Source organism: Collinsella sp. AF11-11, assembly GCF_003465485.1.
Classification (GTDB): Bacteria; Actinomycetota; Coriobacteriia; order Coriobacteriales; family Coriobacteriaceae; genus Collinsella.
In genome coordinates this window covers 24,421-41,176 of the sequence record NZ_QSAS01000002.1, presented here as the reverse complement: position 1 = coordinate 41,176, position 16,756 = coordinate 24,421, and the positions used below count along the sequence as shown (strand labels likewise).

Below are 16,756 nucleotides of genomic sequence, written 5' to 3'. Positions count from 1 at the left end.
CGATGCTTTTCCCGATTTTGGCAAAAAACGGCGAATGTTGTGATGGTTTGAGGCTAGGTGAGGGGCATGGAGGGGTCAAAGCATCGTGCTTGGAGCGTGACTATTTTCGCCCCGTCGTCATCACAAACCTTGACTCTACAATCGTTATAGGGTTTTCACTACACTGGTACGTAAACAAACCCAGCCAGAAAGCCCCGCCCATGGAACACGACCTCACACGCGGCAATGTCCTCAAGACCATCGCGGTCTTTGCCCTGCCCTATATGCTCTCGTACTTTTTGCAGATGCTCTACGGCATGGCCGACCTGTACATGATGGGGCAGTTTAGCGGCGCCGCCGGCATCACCGCCGTGGGCAATGGCGCGCAGACGCTCTATATCATTACCGTAACGCTCGTGGGCCTGGCCATGGGAACGACGGTCATCGTCGGCCACGCCGTGGGCTCGCGCCGGTTTGACCGCGCTGAGACCGCCATCGGCAACACCATCACGCTCTTTATGGGTGTCTCGGTGGTGCTGGCCGCCGTCCTGCTCGCACTGTGCCCGCAGATCGTGGCGCTCATTGGCACGCCGGCCGAGGCGGTCGAAGGCACCGCCGCCTACCTGCGTATCTGCTTTGTCGGCATTCCGTTTATCGCCGCATACAACATTCTTTCGGCCATCTTTCGCGGGCTGGGCGATTCGCGCTCGCCCATGTACGTGATCGGCGTGGCATGCATCATCAACATCGCGCTCGATTTTCTGTTTATCGGCCACATGGGGCTCGGCCCCGTGGGCGCGGCGCTCGGCACGGTAACCGCGCAGACGGCCAGCGTTGCCCTCGCGCTCGTGTGGCTCAAGAGCCGCCGCACGAACATCCACGTTAAGCGCAGCGATCTGCGCCCCCAGCCCGAAGTGCTTGGCAGCATTCTTAAGATCGGCGTGCCTGTGGCCGTGCAGGACGGCTGCATCCAGGTGGCGTTTATGTTTATCACCGTCATCGCCAACCACCGAGGGCTCGTCGACGCCGCCGCCGTGGGCCTGGTCGAGAAGATGATCAGCTTTTTGTTCATTGTGCCGAGCTCCATGGGTGCCACCGTCAGCGCACTCACGGCGCAAAATGCCGGCGCGGGCAAGGGCGACCGCGCGCGCCAGGTACTCAAAGACGCCATGACCATCTCGGTAGTGTATGGCTGTCTGATCACAGTGCTGATGTGGCTGGTGGCGCCGGCGTTTATTGGCTTTTTTGCCAAGGACCCTGCGGTGGTCGCGGCCGGTACCGGCTATATGCACAGTTATATTTTCGATGCAATCTTTGCCGGCATCCACATTTGCTTTAGCGGCTTTTTCGCTGCATACGGCAAGAGCTACATCGGCTTTGCGCACAACGTGCTGGCCGTGGCGCTCATTCGCGTGCCCGGCGCATGGCTGCTGTCGAACGCCTATTCCGACACGCTGTTCCCCATGGGCATCGCTTCGCCGTGCGGATCGATTTTGTCGGCAGTCATCTGTGTTGTCGCGTTTACCGTGCTCAACCGGCGCGGGGCTTTTGACAAACTGGTGGCGTAGCGGGGCAACGCGAAATCGCCCTTATCGACGACATCATCAGCGATGATCCGGCAACCTACGTGACGCAGATCACCGTGCCCGTTGCCCCGTCAAAATAAGAACCGCCCGGAAGGCATCGTGCTTCCGGGCGGTTCTTCAATTTGGCTATCGATGCCTTACGCCTGGGGCACCTGACCAGTAGCCAAGATCTGCTCGAGTGCGTCCTCATCCAGCACGGGCACACCCAGCTGCTCGGCCTTGGCGAGCTTGGAGCCTGCTTTGGGACCGGCGACCAGATAGCTCGTCTTCTTTGAAACACTGCCCGAAACCTTGGCGCCGAGTACCTTGAGCGCCGCGCCCGCCTCGTCGCGCGTGCGGTTGACGAGCGTGCCGGTGAGCACGAAGGTCAGACCCGCGAGCGGCTGTGCATCGGCGAGCTCGCCCGCCACGCCCGCGTCGGCTGCGGCTTGTGCATGCGCGGCGCCCAAGTCGACCTCGAGCGACAGGCCCGCCTGGCGCAGGCGCTCCAGCACGGCAAGGTTTTCGGGCACGGCCAGGAACTGCTTGACGCTCGCCGCAATCTTGGGACCGATGCCCTCGCACTCGGCGATATCCTCTTCGCTCGCCAAGATAAGCTTGTCAATCGACAGGAATCGCTCGGCGATGACCTCGCCCACGCTTTTGCCCACGTGGCGGATGCCCAGGGCAAACAGCACGCGACCGAGCGGCTGGCTCTTGGACTTGTTGAGCTCGGCGATAATTTTCTCGGCCGTCTTGAGGCCCACCGGAATGGGATCGCCCTTCTTGACGCCCTTTTTGCTGTTGGAGCTGGCATAGGTGCGCCCCGTGTCCAGGCCGGCGATGTCGTCGACTGTGAGCTGGTAGAAGTCCGCAACATCGTGGATCAGTCCGGCGGCGATCATCTTGTCGACGATTTCGTCGCCCAGGCCATCGACGTCCATGCAGCCGCGGCTCACCCAGTGGAGCAGGCGCTCCTTGAGCTGCGCGGGACAGTCGATGGACACGCAGCGGTAGGCCACCTCGCCATCCTCGTGAACCACGGGGCTGCCGCACACGGGGCAAACCTCGGGCATGTGCCAGTCGACCGAATCAGCCGGGCGCTTGTCGAGCACGGGACCCACGACCTCGGGAATCACGTCACCCGCCTTGTGCACGATGATGGTGTCGCCCTCGCGCACGTTTTTGCGGCGAATCTCGTCGATGTTGTGCAGCGTGGCGCGCGCGATGGTAGAGCCGGCGACCGTCACCGGGTCGAACTCGGCGACCGGCGTGAGCACACCGGTGCGGCCCACCTGGATGCGAATTTCGCGCAGGACGGTCTGCTTTTCCTCGGGCGGGAACTTAAAGGCAATGGCCCAGCGCGGCGCGCGGGCGGTAAAGCCCAAGTCAAGCTGCTGCTGGAAGCTGTCGACCTTTACGACCACGCCATCGATGTCGTAGTCCAGGTCACCGCGATGCTCGAGGGCCTGGGCGCAGAACTCGTGGACCTCGGCCGGCGTGGCGCAGCGCGCCACGTTGGGGTTGACGCTAAAGCCGGCGCCACGCAGCCAGTCCAGAAACTCACGCTGGCTGTGGACGTGCAGCGGATCGGTATCGGCGATTGCGTAGATAAAGGTGGCCAGATCGCGGCGCGCCGTGACCTTGGGATCCTTTTGACGCAGGCTGCCGGCGGCGGCGTTGCGCGGGTTGGCGAAGGGGTCGCGGCCCTCGGCATCGGCCTCGTCGTTCAGACGAACAAAGCTGCCCTTGGGCATGTAGACCTCGCCGCGTACCTCGATGGCGCGCTCGCGGTCGGCGCCCATGTGGGCGAGCGCCGGCTCGGACAGGTGCATGGGCACGCCCTTGATGGTACGGACGTTGAGCGACACATCCTCGCCCGTGGTGCCGTCGCCACGTGTGGCCGCACGTACGAAGGTGCCGTTTTGGTAGGTAAGTGCCACGCCCAGACCGTCGATCTTAAGCTCGCAGGTATAGGTGACGCTACCAGCACCGAGCGCATCCTCGGTGCGCCGGAGCCACGCGTCGAGCTCATCCAGGTCCATGGCATCGTCCATGGAATACATGCGCGCCATGTGCGTGACCGGCATAAATTGCTCGCTCACGTAGCCGCCCACGCGCTGGGTATAGCTGTCGGGCGTCACCAGATCGGGGTAGGTCGCCTCGATTTCCTGCAGCTCAACGAGCATTTTGTCAAAGGCGGCGTCCGTGATCTCGGGCGCATCGAGCATGTAGTAGCGGTAGGCGTGGTAATCGAGCTCGTGGCGCAGCTCGGCCGCACGCGCTGACGCCTGGGCACGGGCATCGGCCGGTGCAGCGGTATCCGTGCTCGCGGGCGTTTCGGTATCGATGTCCACGCCGTCACCAAACAGGCTCGATTGCTCCATAGCGGCACTCCTTCGCTCGATTTCAAACGGATACTAGAGTACCACCGGTCGCAATGAGGCCGAATAGCGGTCTCGAACCGCACCGAATCGGCAGCGGCCGGACCGGGGTGGATTGCGCGATCAAACTATGCCCTTGCCATTTCTAAATGATCCGTTTTCCTCCGTCCCCAACGGATCAATGTGAAGGGGGGCTGTCCCACGTTGATGGGACAGCCCCCTGGCTTCGGTATGTGCGATATGACTCGTTAGTAACCCTGGCCGTAGCCCTGGCCCTGCTGGCCAAGCAGCTCCTCCAGATACTGGCGCAGCTGCTCGTCGGTAATACCGCCGTTGCCGGTATCGGTCGCGCTGTCGTTCTGCTGCTGGTTCTGCAACTCCTCGTCGGAACCCAGCTCGACCGTGACCTTCTTCTCTTCCTTGCCGCGCATGAGCGTGATCTCGACCTTCTCGCCCACCTCGTGGCTGCGCAGTGCGATGATCAGGCCATCGGCGCTCGTAATCTCGTCGTCGCCCAGCTTGGTAATGACATCGCCCTCCTGAATGCCGGCCTTGGCAGCAGGACCGTCCTCGACGACGCTCGCCACATACGCGCCGCTATCGGTGCTCAGCTTGTTGGTGCGGGCGTTAAGTGCATTGACGCTCGAAAGCGTGGCGCCCAGGTACGGATGCACCGGCGTCTTGCCGTCGATGATCTGGTCGGCAATGTTCTTGGCATAGTTGACCGGAATGGCAAAGCCCACGCCCGAGCTGGAGCCCGAATAGCTCTCGATGAGCGAATTAATGCCCACAAGCTCGCCATTGTCGTTAACGAGCGCGCCGCCGGAGTTGCCCGGGTTGATGGCGGCATCGGTCTGGATCATGTTGGCATAGATGGTGTTACCGTTGGTAGAGCTCATGGCCGTGGAGCGGTAGAGCGCCGAGACGATACCGGTGGAGACAGACTGCTCGTTGCCAAACGGCGAACCGATCGCCATGACCCACTCGCCCACGTTGAGCTTGGAGGAGTCACCAATCTCGATCGGCGTGAGCTTGGAGGCGTCGGCGTCCTTGAGCTTGATGACGGCTAGGTCGCTCGAGGCATCGTTGCCCACGAACTCGGCCTCGTAGGTGGTGCCGTCGTCCATGGTCACCACGTACTGGTCATAGCCATCGACCACGTGGTTGTTGGTGAGGATGTGGCCCTCGGTATCGAGCACCACGCCCGAACCGACGCTGCCCGAGTTGTCCGACTCGTCGGCAGACTGCGAAAGCGAGCCATTCTGGCCGCCGCTCGAAGTGGCGGTAATGGAAACCACGGAGGGCAGGGCCTTGGCAGAAACGGCCTCGGCCAGCGTGGTGTCCTCGGAATCAATCGTAATCTTTTGCGTCGATGAACCCGAAGCACCCGCCGTCACGGCATTCTTGCCGCCGCCAATGTTGAGCGTGCCACTCATAATGAGTGCAATGACCAGCAGGGCTCCGCAGGCACAGCCGGCGAGTGCCGTAATAAAGATCGGCAGCTTTTTGGTCTTAGTCTTGACCACCGTGTGCTTGCTTACAACCTGCTGGCTGCCCAGCGGCTTTCCGGTCTGCGTGTCGTAGGCCTGCACGTAAGGAATGTTGTTGCCATCGGCAGGCGTCGACTCCACCTGCACACGCGGCTGCTGTTGGGTCTCGCCGGCGTTGCCCGCATCCTGGGGACGCTGGGAATCGTACTCGCTCATAGCTGCGATCCTTTCGTCAAATAACCAAAGGCCCGCCAAACATGTGGCGGGCCATCATTGTTCACGTTGAGTTGTACCCCAATATGCGGGCGTACGTGTACGAGAACGCAATCTTTTAGGAAGGCTTAAGTTCTGCTGCAAACTCGAAAGGAACCCGCACCTGCGGTAAAACCACCACAAAGGCGCCTGTTCCCTTTGTGGCGGAAATCTAGTCCTTAAACAGATAGCCCACGCCGCGGACGGTGGTGATGTGTGCCGCGATCTGCGGGCCCACCTTGGAGCGGATGCGTCGAATGTGCACGTCGACGGTGCGTGTGCCGCCGCAGTACTCAAAGCCCCACACGCGGTGCAGCAGCACTTCGCGGCTGTAGGCGCGGTTGGGGTGCGTCGCCAAAAAGCTCAGCAGCGAGTACTCCATCAGCGTCAGGTCGATGGGCTCGCTATCGAGTGTCACCTGGTAGGTAGCCAGATTAATCTCGAGGTTATCGATGTTGAGCACATCGTCGGCGGTGACGGTCTCCTCCTCGCCCATCAGGCGCTGCGCGCGAGCCTTGAGCTCGTTGGGCGTCGCCGTGGGGCACACAAAGTCGGCATGCGCGTGATTGGGCAGGCGCAGGGTACCGAGCGCCTCGTCGTCAACGATCACCAACATGGGGACACCGCCGCGATCGTCAAGCCACTTGGCAATCTGATCGATGCGGTCGCTGCGGATGCCGTCGGAGTCGAGGATCAGCAGGTCAAAGTCGTGCGCCGCAGTCGGCGAATCGGGGGTTGCCAGGCTCACCTCGACACCCAGGGTGGTCGTCAAGCTGCGGGCAAACTCGTGGAAGCGCGTCGTGCGCGCCATGAACAGGGCACTCTTATCGGACATATCGGCCTCCAAAGAAATGAGCTCAATCGTACTGAAACAAGCCAGCGCGATTAGGAGTTCGCCAGGTAGTGCTTGATCTCCCACTCGGTGATCGTAGACTCAAACTTATGCCACTCATCGCGCTTCTTTTTGAGGAAGAAGCTGTGGATGTGCTCGCCGAGGGCATCCTTCATAAACTGCGAGTCCTCAAACACGTCGAGCGCCTCTTTGAGCGAGCGCGGCAGCGGCGTGTAGCCGGCCTCGACCATCTGACGGTCGGTAAGCTTGAGCGTCTCTGCCGTGGCCTCGGGTGGGAGCTCCAGCTTGCGCTCGATGCCATCCAGACCAGCCGCCAGCGTAACGGCGTTGACCAGGTACGGGTTGGCCATGGGGTCGGGACTGCGCAGCTCGATGCGCGTGGACAGCGGCTTGCCGGGCTTGTAGACCGGGATGCGGACCATACTCGCGCGGTTGCGCAGGCCCCACGTGGCGTACTGCGGCACGGAGTCGCCACCCGTGGTGATGCGCTTGTACGAGTTGACCGTGGGGTTGGTGATGGCGCTGATCTCGCGCGCGTGCGCCAGGATGCCGGCCATGTAGTGCTTGGCGATATCGGAGAGATGGTACTTCTCGTCGTCCTCGCCCCAAAAGACGTTGTTGCCGTCGTGGTCGAATAGCGACTGGCACAGGAACATAGCACTGCCGTCCTCGCCTGCCAACGGCTTGGGCATAAAGGAGGCGTGGCAACCGCTCTCGTAGGCCTGCTGCTTAATGATGAGTTTAGCCGTGGTGATGGCGTCGGACATGCTCAGGGCCTCGGCGTGGCGCAGGCTCATGCCGTGCTGCGAGCGACCGGCGGCGTGGAAGGTGTACTCCACGGGCACGGACATCTTCTCGAGCGTGAGGACCGTGTTGCGGCGCAGGTCGCGAGCGGCATCGCTTACCGAAAGATCGAAGTAGCCCACGTTGTCGAGCGGCTCGGGCGTGTGCTCGTCGGGGAAGTAATAGTACTCCAGCTCGGCGCCCACGTTGAGCAGATAGCCAGCCTTCTCGGCCTTGCGGAACATGCGGCGCAGGGCATCGCGCGGGTCGCCGGCGAACGGTTTGCGATCGGGAGTACACACGTCGCAGAACACGCGCGCGACGCCGTTGTGGCTCGGGCGCCACGGCAAAATCTGGAAGGTCGAAGCATCGGGGAACGCCAGCATGTCGGCTTCCTCGGGCGTGGCAAAGCCCTCGATGGCGGAGCCGTCAAAGCCAATACCCTCCTCAAAAGCGACCTCGAGGTCCTCGGGGCTAATGGCAAAGTTCTTGAGGCGGCCGAGAATGTCGACAAACCACAGACGCACAAAGCGGATATCACGCTGCTCTACGGAGCGGAGTACGTAATCGATGTTCTGCTGGTTCATGTCGCTCCCCTTTCTTTCGGGCGGGTTTCGACTGGTCTATATCGCAGATACTATCGCAGAAAAATGTTTCCGCAGGGTTAAAGCGTATCAAGCGCTCAAAAAACGTGCGCGAACAGGCAGTTGCGAACGAGCGGCTAGCGCGAGGTCGAAGCGCGGTGTTCGATGTGGCCGGGGATCTCGATGCGTTTGGGAGCGAGCTTTGCGGCGTCGCCCACCGTAGTGGTAACGATGTCGATGCGCTCGGACAGGCGCTCGACCACGCGCTCGGCAATGGTGAGGGTGTCCTGCGCGGCCGTGGTCACACCGCCAAAGAGCACGTGGTTCCAGGGGTAATCGTCAAACGTCGCGACCCTGAGACCCGCCGGCAGCGAGGGACCCAGCTGCGCCAGCGCCTCGGTCAGACGCAGAAAGACCAAGCCGTTGACGGCGATAAGGCCGAGCTTTTTACCCGCGTACTCGCGGATGGCCTCGTCCAGGCGGCCGACGCCCGTGGCGCCACCATCGGCCAGGGTAACGACCTCGCCTGCCAGACCGCGACGCGAGAGCTCGTCGGCAAAGGCCTCGGCGCGCTCACGACGCACGGGGCTGTCGTCGCTTGCCTCGGTGAGCAGGCACAGGCGCTCGCTGCCCGCAGCGGCCAAGGCGTCCACCAGGCCGGCGACCAGCTCACGGTTGTTAGATGTCACCAGATCGATGCCGCCATCGGCAACATCGCGGTCGAGCAGCACAACGGGTAGGCGTCCCGCTGCCGCGGCGATCGCCTCGTCATTGCCTCCGCAGGTGTTGACGACCAGGCCGTCCACGCCGGCATCGATAAGTCTGGTGAGCGACTCCGCTTCCTTGGCGGGGTCGTTGCCGCTAATGGCCGTCATGAGCGAGCAGCCGCGCGCGGCGGCGCTGGCGGAAAGCCCTTCGAGCATGGCGCTGGAGAACGGGTTGGCGATGTCGGCCAAGATTACGCCGATGAGGTTGGCGCGCGAGCTGCGCAGATTGCGTGCGGCGGCACGTGGGCGATAGCCGGTGCGCTCGATAACCGCCGCGATGCGGGCGCGGGTCTCCTCGGTCATCTGCCCGGGGCGGTTATTGAGATAGCGCGAGACCGTGGCCGGGCTCACGCCCGCCTCGGCGGCAATGTCCTTAATCCTCATCTGCGCCATAGCGCACCCCGTTTCCCAATTGTCAGCAATCTGAGCCATTTTAGGCATTTTTTAAAAATCTCGGTTGCAAAACGCTGTAGGTGAGCAGCATCGTTTTTGTGTCTCGAGCAGATGCGGCGATGGGCTAGATTGACGAGTCTTTCGACAGCTCAAAGTAGTCGGGATGCAAGGCGATAACCGGGCCCTGTTCCTCGGGCATCAGATGCAGGTGCGTCTCTGCCAGGTAGCTCGCCGCGTCGGTATCGCCCTTCTTAATGGCCTCGAGAATTCGGCGATGCTGCCGACGAATCGGCTCCCAATCCAGATCCTGCGACACCATACGCAACCAGTTGTATCGCTCAAAATGTGTGTTGACGCTCTTCATCCAATCCCACAACATGTGGCGGCCGGCAATCTCAAAACACGTCTCATGGAACAGGTTGTCCAGATCGAAAAAGCGACGCGTTTCGCTATGGTCGAGCGACTCGGACTCGGCAAGAATCCGCTCGAGCCGCTGCTTTTGCTCGGGCGTGACGGCAGAGCAGCATTTAATGAGCACGCTTCTCTCGAGTTTCTCGCGCAAGAAACAGGCGTTCTCGGCGCGCTCCATGCTGATTTTTGAGACATAGGTGCCGCTTTTGGGACGCGTTTCCACCAGCTCCTGTTCACGCAGACGCACAAAGGACTCGCGAATGGGCGTGCGCCCGATTCCCGTCTCCTTTTCCAGACCAATCGCCGAAAGGCGCGTGCCGGGCTTGAGCTCGGCATAGATGATCTTGGAGCGCAATGCGTTGTATGCCTGATCTTGCAGGCTCTGATAATGCTGATGCTGTTCCATAAAGCCCTCGGATGAAGCTCACGGTTTGTCGAATATCACCACGTAATACTATCGCATCGACACGCCCCAGCTCCCAATCAGTCTTTTTGGGACGGGGCTCTTTTGGACTATGAGCGCTTGTATTTCGTGGCCCGCCCGGTTCCCTGCCTTACGATTGCATTCCGTTCAAGCAGAGATTCGAGTGCCGCCAACGTCCGCATGCGGCTCAGCCCCGTCTGTTTTTCAATCTCGCTTCGCGACATAATTCGCCCGCCCGACAAGGCCTTGAGAACCTGGACCTCTTCCTCGGACCCTTCAAAGGCATCGGTAACGGGCAATGTGACGGCCACCATGCCGCCGCGAACATCAAAAATTGGTTGATTGATCGAATCGCGATAGGCACGTCTAATGCGCGCAATTCCCGTACCAAATTTCTCGATGTAATCCAGCTTTAAGAAGGCCTCTGCAACGATGGGGTTTCTGAGCACGGATATCTGCCCATACAGGTATTGTTCCGTCGTCAAACCGGCGGGCAGCGATCCGGGGGAGGTCACAACGACGCGATCATCGTACAGGGCAATTTGAACGTTCGCTCGAACGTCCCACGTCCGATGCACTAAAGCGTTTGCAACAGCTTCGCGGAATGCCTCAAGAGGAATTCGATCGGTTTGGACGCGCTCCATCCCTTCGATACGCTCATAACGGTAGTAGCGTGCAAACATAGCCACCGCCCTGTCCGCCTGCTCAATTGCGGATACATTTGTCGCCGCCTCGCGATCCAAGATCACATCCTCGGTATCGCCAAAACGGACGCAGTCGATGCCTGGAAAATCATTCTTATCCGCTAAAATCGCCGCGGCATTGGTATAGCCATCCTTGCCGAGCAAGCGGAGCGTACGCAAGATATCCGACGTTAGCTCGGAAATGCCGAGGTGTTCAACACACTTATGCTCGAGCGTATGAAAGCTCAAGTCCTGGCGAGCCGACGTGAGCGCGTCGAACGTTACGTTGCTGCCTTCGAGCGTCAGCCTGCCATACTCAAACCGGTCGACCTCCACCGTTGCCGAATCGTTTCGCCTGTAGGCCTTTCCCTTGCTTCGATAGGGTTTGTCCTGTCCCTCATAAACCGTAAGGATTACGGTCCCGTGTTTCTCATCGGGCTCGAGCGTGTAACGGGGAGCGGGGTCCAAGCTGTCATTAATCATGTTCTCGATGCGGAGACACTCTGCGACCGGATCTGCAAGGCCGACAACCACGCCCTCGTCATCAACGCCAAACTCAATCTTGCCCGTCCCATAGTTTGCATAGGCGCTCACCGTTTTAAGAAACGTCGGCGTAACGCTTTCCTTGTATTCGACTGTAGGGCTCTCTCTAACAACCATATGCACAACCCCCTCGTTTCGTACCATTCATAACCGTATTATAAGACGAAAACCGTTTGCGTACTGATTTATATAAGACGCAAACTGTTTTCGTCTTGATTTGCGTACGGAATTAAGACGCATAATTTCGCTTTCGTATGGCTCAATACCGGACGCAGACTGTTTTCGTCTGTCAATACGTCTGAAATCCAAACGAAAAGAGCCCCGAGCTCGTATGAACTCGGGGCTCTTTGTGCCGCACATCTATGAGAGGAAAAATTCGATGCGTACGGGCGCTACCCCATGAAGCCGCCCTGGGATGGCGGCAACCTCGCCGTTACCCGTCTGATGGGTGTGCTCAAGGCATCCGTTCCCCTCTTTATCGACGTAACGGGCAAAAAAGTTCGTCGAGGAGACCATCCGCACGCACCACGGTGTGGCCGACGCCATTGAGACGCGCAACCCCACCGCCGCTCACGATGCGATGTATCTGCACCTGGTCTACAACCGCAATATGATTGCGGAAGGCACACAAACAAAAGGCATTTAAGGCTCGACAATAATCTTTCTTTGATAAAACGCAGGCAGCGAGCGCTTGCGTTTTATCAAATGGTGCAATGGGGTCAGGTTTACATGCATCAACTTAGCGCAAAGTAACCTGGCCCCCACGCAACAAAGGGTTAACTAGAGCTCACAGGCAACCTTGTAGCCATCGCCGATGGCGTCGCGAATGTTACCGCACTTGTTGGCATCGCCCAGCACGTGGGTGGCAACACCGGCTGCAGCCAGGTCGTCTGCCAGCTTGGTATTGGGACGATAGCCCATGGCAAGCACCAGCGTATCGGCACCGGTGATGGTGTGGACCTCGCCGTCCTTCTCGTAGCTGATAGCATCCTCGGTAATCTCGGTCACCTTGGCCTCAGTCAGCACGTGGACACCCTTGGAGAGCATGCGCGTGATGAGCACCGCGCGGCCGGCACCGCCCTCGTTGGCGGCGAGCGTCTTGGTCATCTCGATGACGGTGACATCGCGATTGGCCGGCGACAGGTCGTTGACCAACGGGGCCAGGTAATCGGCCGTCTCGCAGCCGACGGTGCCGCCGCCCACGATGACGATCTTCTTGCCCGGAAAAGCCTTGCCGCCCAACAGGTCGTCAGCCGTCATAACCTGCTTAAAGCCCTGCATGAAGGCCGGAGCGATGGGCTCGGCGCCATAAGCTAGGACGACCTCGTAGCCGGCGTAGTCACGCTGAATGTCCTCGGCAGTAAGCTCAGTGCCAAATACGCACGTGACGCCGGCCTCGGCCAGGCGACGGTACTGGTACTTGATCACACGAGTGAGCTCCTGCTTTGCCGGCGGAACGGCCGCGATGCGCATCTCGCCGCCCGGTTCGTCCTGCTTATCCACGAGCACCACGTTATGGCCGCGCTTGGCGGCAATGTAGGCCGCCTCCATGCCAGCGGGACCGGCGCCCACGACGAGCACGTTCTTGGCCTCGGCGGCAGGCTCGTAGCCGGCCTCGTCGCGCTCGACGTCCGGGTTGACGGTGCAGGAGATGCGCTTGCCAAACATGATGCCGTTCAGGCAGCGCAGGCAGCCGATGCAGGGACGGATCTCGTCGGCGTTGCCGGCAGCCGCCTTATTGCAGAACTCGGCATCGCACAGATTGGCGCGGCCCATCATGCAGATGTCGGCGGCGCCGTCCTCGATCAGCTCCTCGGCGATCCAGGCCTCGTTGATGCGGCCGACCGTGGCAACGGGAATGTTGACGTGCTTCTTAATCTCGCGCGAGCAGGCGGCATGCGAGGCCTGCTGCGTACCGGCGGCGGGAATTGCGGAGCCACGCTTGATGGTGGTGCCGCCCGACACATGAATCATGTCGACGCCGGCCTTCTCCAGGCGACGCGAGACGTAGATCATGTCGTTGAGGGTCAGGCCGCCATCGGTGTACTCGTCGCCCGAGATACGGACGTCGATAATGAAGTCCTTGCCGCAGCGCTCGCGAATCTCGGCGATGACCTCGAGCAGGAAGCGCATGCGGGCGTCGAGCGAGCCGCCGTACTCGTCGGTACGCTTGTTGTAGAGCGGAGTCAAAAAGCCGCCGAGCATACCGTGGGCGTGCGCCGCATGGACCTCGACGCCATCGACGCCGGCCTTCTGCATACGCACGGCAGCGTCGCCGAACTGATGCGTGAGCTCGTGGATCTCGTCAACCGTGATGGGACGCGGTGCCTCGCGGGCATAGGACGGGCCCACAAAGGACGGGGCGATCAGGCGCGGCGTGCCTGGAATGTTAAAGGCCATGTAGGCGGGGTGGAAGAGCTGCGGCATGATCTTGCAGCCGTACTCGTGGACGGCCGCGGCGAGCTTTTCCCAGCCGGGGATAAACGTGTCGTCGTAGCAGCACATGTCACCCGGCAGATAGGTATAGGTGGGCTCGACCGTCACGACCTCGGTGATGATGAGGCCCACGCCGCCCTTGGCGCGGGCGCGGTAATGATCGACCAAGTCGTCGGTCACATAGCCATGATCGGCCAGGTTGGTTGACACTGGCGGCATAAAGACGCGGTTCTTGACCTCGGTCGTACCGACCTTGATCGGGCTAAAGAGCATTGGATAGGCAGAAGACTCCATGCAGGCTTCCTTTCGTTTGAGCCGCTCGGCGGCAGTTACTAACGTACTTATCGTATCAGTATCCGCCGCATTCGCACTCGCTCGCACTCCCCACCTTCAATCCCGACCCTCACAAAAAAGTTGCGGTGGAATACGGAGTAGATGAGACTTTTGACAGCCAAAACAGTCCGTATTTCACCGCAACCGATGGGCGGGGTGGAATTGAGGGCTCAGATAGTCAGTCATGCCCTCATCCGCCACTCCCTCACTTACAGCGCGCCGTCCAGCATAAGGTTCACCTTGAGCACGTTAACCGTGGGCTCGCCGAACACGCCGAGGAAACGGCCCTTGGTGCACTGGGCGATGATCTCGCGCACCTCGTCTTCGCTCTTGCCCGTGGCCTTGGCAAGGCGCGGGACCTGGTACTCGGCGGCATCCGGAGAGATCTCCGGGTCGAGGCCGGACCCCGAACACGTCACCAGGTCGACGGGCACAGCGTCCATATCGGCATCGGAGTTGGCGGCGCGAATCTTCTTCACGCGCGCATCCACAAGCTGCCGATACTTCTCACTCGCCGGGGACAGGTTGGACGGGGCACCATACGCCATGAGCTCGCCGTCTTCGCCTTCGACAATTGACACGTTCTGGATACGACCCCACATGTGGGCTTCGTCATCGAAGTTCTGGCCGATGAGCTCGGAACCCACAACCTTGCCGTCGACCGTAATAAGCGATCCGTTCGCCTGGTACGGAAACGCAAGCTGCACGACGCCGGTCACCACGAGCGTGTATCCCAGGCCGCAGACGATGGTAAACAGCGCGAACACGCCAAGTGCGCGCGATGCGATACCTTTGAACATACAAACCTCCGTCTACATCATGCCAATGCCGAACAAGGCCAGCAGCATGTCGATAATCTTGATGAATACGAACGGCGCCACGATGCCGCCCAGACCCCACACCAGCAGGTTATGGGTCAACAGCTGGCCGGATGGAACCTCGCGGTACTTGACGCCCTTGAGAGCCGCCGGAATTAGCGCGACGATGACCAGCGCGTTGTAGATGATGGCGGACAGCACGGCCGTCAACGGGTTGGTGAGGCTCAGGATGTTGAGGGCGCCCAGTCCCGAATAGATCGGCGAGAACAGGGCCGGGATGATAGCGAAGTACTTCGCCACGTCGTTGGCCACCGAGAAGGTCGTGAGCGAGCCGCGGGTCATGAGCAGCTGCTTGCCAATACGCACGACCTCGATGAGCTTGGTGGGGCTGGAGTCGAGGTCGACCATGTTGCCGGCCTCCTTGGCAGCCTGGGTGCCCGTGTTCATGGCCACGGCGACGTCGGCCTGGGCCAGAGCGGGCGCGTCGTTGGTGCCGTCGCCGGTCATGGCGACCAGGTGACCCTCACGCTGGAACTCGCGGATCTTCTCGAGTTTGCCTTCAGGGGTGGCCTCGGCCAGGAAGTCGTCAACGCCGGCCTCGGCGGCGATTGCCGCGGCGGTGAGCGGATTGTCGCCCGTCACCATGATGGTCTTGATGCCCATCTTGCGCAGGTCGGCGAACTTCTCCTTAACGCCGGACTTGATGATGTCCTTGAGGTACACAACGCCCAGCACGCGGCAGTTCTTGGTCACGACCAGCGGGGTGCCGCCGGCCTTGGCGATGCGTTCGACGGCCTCTTCGCACTCCTGGGAGAACACGCCGCCGGCTGCCTCCAGATAGGTGCGCACGGAATCGGCAGCGCCCTTGCGGATCTCATTGCCCTCGTAGTTCACGCCGGACATACGCGTTGCCGCGGTGAACGGGATGAACTCCATGCCCTTATCCTCGAGCGTGCGGCCGCGCAGACCGAACTGCTCCTTGGCGAGCACGACGATGGAACGGCCCTCGGGGGTCTCGTCGGCCAGCGAGGAAAGCTGGGCGGCATCGGCCAGCTCCGCGGGATCGACGCCGTCGACCGGGATGAACTCGGCGGCTTGGCGGTTACCCAGGGTGATGGTGCCGGTCTTGTCGAGCATGAGGATGTCGACGTCGCCGGCGGCCTCGATGGCGCGGCCGGACATGGCCAGCACGTTGGCCTCGTTCAGACGGCTCATGCCGGCGATGCCGATGGCGGACAGAAGGGCGCCGATGGTAGTGGGAGCCAGGCACACGAGCAGCGCCACGAGCGTGGTCACGGCCGTGGGGTTGACCATGTCGTTAAGACCGACCGAGAAGCAGGAGTAACAATACAGGGCCAGCGTGACCAGAATAAAGACGATGGAAAGGGCCACCAGGAAGATCTCCAGAGCGATCTCGTTAGGGGTCTTCTTGCGCGCGGCACCCTCGACCATCGCGATCATCTTGTCCAGGAAGCTCTGGCCGGGCTCACTGGAGATCTTGACGATGATCCAGTCGGACAGCACCGTGGTACCGCCGGTAACGGCAGAGCGGTCGCCGCCGGCCTCGCGGACCACGGGGGCGGACTCGCCGGTGATGGCGGACTCGTCAACGGAGGCAGCGCCCTCGATGACGTCGCCGTCGCCGGGAATCTGCTCGCCGGCGCGTACGATCACCAGGTCGCCGCGCGTGAGCTCGGTGCCGGGAACGACGGTGAAGTGCTCCTTGTCCTCAACGGACTCGATGCGATGGGCCTCGACATCCTTCTTGGCCGCACGCAGAGAATCAGCCTGAGCCTTACCGCGGCCCTCGGCAAGCGCCTCGGCGAAGTTCGAGAACAGGTCGGTGAGCCACAGGATGACCGCGATGGCGACCACATAGTAGGTGGGCACACCCGCGTCCCGCACACCGAAGATGGAAGCGACGACCAGGACGGAGGTCATGACGGCTGAAAGCCACACCAGGAACATGACCGGGTTTTGAATCTGGACGCGAGGGTCCAGCTTGGCAAACGAGTCGCGGACCGCGCGGCCCATCATGTCTTTTTGCATAGTCATAAA

11 protein-coding genes are annotated in these 16,756 nt (G+C 61.2%); 1 reads left to right on the top strand and 10 read right to left on the bottom strand.

Going from position 1 to position 16,756, the window contains the following annotated elements; genetic code table 11:
- Positions 1-2: 2 nt before the first annotated feature.
- Positions 3-1,547 (top strand): MATE family efflux transporter, encoded by a 1,545-nt coding sequence (locus DWV58_RS01655; protein ID WP_370448354.1) that lies wholly within the window; start codon positions 3-5, stop codon positions 1,545-1,547.
- 155 nt (positions 1,548-1,702) lie between these two features.
- On the opposite strand, the gene ligA is transcribed toward DWV58_RS01655, so the two are convergent.
- The 10 genes from ligA to kdpB all read right to left on the bottom strand — a co-directional run bounded on the left by ligA (position 1,703) and on the right by kdpB (position 16,753).
- The gene (ligA, locus tag DWV58_RS01650; RefSeq protein ID WP_117775958.1) at positions 1,703-3,931 is read right to left on the bottom strand and encodes an NAD-dependent DNA ligase LigA; all 2,229 of its coding nucleotides are present in this window, start codon (positions 3,929-3,931) and stop codon (positions 1,703-1,705) included.
- A gap of 245 nt (positions 3,932-4,176) precedes the next feature.
- The gene (locus DWV58_RS01645; protein ID WP_117775957.1) at positions 4,177-5,634 is read right to left on the bottom strand and encodes a S1C family serine protease; all 1,458 of its coding nucleotides are present in this window, start codon (positions 5,632-5,634) and stop codon (positions 4,177-4,179) included.
- A gap of 208 nt (positions 5,635-5,842) precedes the next feature.
- Entirely contained in the window at positions 5,843-6,505 is a 663-nt protein-coding gene (locus tag DWV58_RS01640) for a response regulator transcription factor (RefSeq protein ID WP_117775956.1), read from the bottom strand.
- 50 nt (positions 6,506-6,555) lie between these two features.
- The gene (locus DWV58_RS01635) at positions 6,556-7,893 is read right to left on the bottom strand and encodes a glutamine synthetase family protein (RefSeq protein ID WP_117775955.1); all 1,338 of its coding nucleotides are present in this window, start codon (positions 7,891-7,893) and stop codon (positions 6,556-6,558) included.
- Between the two features lie 134 nt (positions 7,894-8,027).
- Positions 8,028-9,050 carry a LacI family DNA-binding transcriptional regulator gene (locus tag DWV58_RS01630; RefSeq protein ID WP_158564500.1) on the bottom strand — a complete coding sequence of 341 codons (1,023 nt, stop codon included), beginning with the start codon at positions 9,048-9,050 and terminating at the stop codon, positions 8,028-8,030.
- Positions 9,051-9,174: 124 nt separating this feature from the next.
- Positions 9,175-9,867 (bottom strand): GntR family transcriptional regulator, encoded by a 693-nt coding sequence (locus DWV58_RS01625; protein WP_117775953.1) that lies wholly within the window; start codon positions 9,865-9,867, stop codon positions 9,175-9,177.
- 107 nt (positions 9,868-9,974) lie between these two features.
- A complete protein-coding gene (locus DWV58_RS01620) occupies positions 9,975-11,228 on the bottom strand; it encodes an ATP-binding protein (protein ID WP_117775952.1) in 1,254 nt (417 codons plus the stop codon).
- Between the two features lie 663 nt (positions 11,229-11,891).
- On the bottom strand, positions 11,892-13,841 hold the full coding sequence (locus DWV58_RS01615; protein WP_117583368.1) for an NAD(P)/FAD-dependent oxidoreductase: 1,950 nt from the start codon (positions 13,839-13,841) through the stop codon (positions 11,892-11,894).
- A gap of 248 nt (positions 13,842-14,089) precedes the next feature.
- Entirely contained in the window at positions 14,090-14,680 is a 591-nt protein-coding gene (gene kdpC / locus DWV58_RS01610; RefSeq protein WP_117583369.1) for a potassium-transporting ATPase subunit KdpC, read from the bottom strand.
- 12 nt (positions 14,681-14,692) lie between these two features.
- On the bottom strand, positions 14,693-16,753 hold the full coding sequence (gene kdpB / locus DWV58_RS01605; RefSeq protein WP_117583370.1) for a potassium-transporting ATPase subunit KdpB: 2,061 nt from the start codon (positions 16,751-16,753) through the stop codon (positions 14,693-14,695).
- Between the last annotated feature and the right edge of the window lie 3 nt (positions 16,754-16,756).

What these genes read in the sequence shown, in the direction of transcription:
- DWV58_RS01655 (WP_370448354.1), top strand. Translation starts at nt 3, where the DNA reads ATGCTTTTCCCGATTTTGGCAAAAAACGGCGAATGTTGTGATGGTTTG.
- ligA (WP_117775958.1), bottom strand. Translation starts at nt 3,931, where the DNA reads ATGGAGCAATCGAGCCTGTTTGGTGACGGCGTGGACATCGATACCGAA.
- DWV58_RS01645 (WP_117775957.1), bottom strand. Translation starts at nt 5,634, where the DNA reads ATGAGCGAGTACGATTCCCAGCGTCCCCAGGATGCGGGCAACGCCGGC.
- DWV58_RS01640 (WP_117775956.1), bottom strand. Translation starts at nt 6,505, where the DNA reads ATGTCCGATAAGAGTGCCCTGTTCATGGCGCGCACGACGCGCTTCCAC.
- DWV58_RS01635 (WP_117775955.1), bottom strand. Translation starts at nt 7,893, where the DNA reads ATGAACCAGCAGAACATCGATTACGTACTCCGCTCCGTAGAGCAGCGT.
- DWV58_RS01630 (WP_158564500.1), bottom strand. Translation starts at nt 9,050, where the DNA reads ATGGCGCAGATGAGGATTAAGGACATTGCCGCCGAGGCGGGCGTGAGC.
- DWV58_RS01625 (WP_117775953.1), bottom strand. Translation starts at nt 9,867, where the DNA reads ATGGAACAGCATCAGCATTATCAGAGCCTGCAAGATCAGGCATACAAC.
- DWV58_RS01620 (WP_117775952.1), bottom strand. Translation starts at nt 11,228, where the DNA reads ATGGTTGTTAGAGAGAGCCCTACAGTCGAATACAAGGAAAGCGTTACG.
- DWV58_RS01615 (WP_117583368.1), bottom strand. Translation starts at nt 13,841, where the DNA reads ATGGAGTCTTCTGCCTATCCAATGCTCTTTAGCCCGATCAAGGTCGGT.
- kdpC (WP_117583369.1), bottom strand. Translation starts at nt 14,680, where the DNA reads ATGTTCAAAGGTATCGCATCGCGCGCACTTGGCGTGTTCGCGCTGTTT.
- kdpB (WP_117583370.1), bottom strand. Translation starts at nt 16,753, where the DNA reads ATGACTATGCAAAAAGACATGATGGGCCGCGCGGTCCGCGACTCGTTT.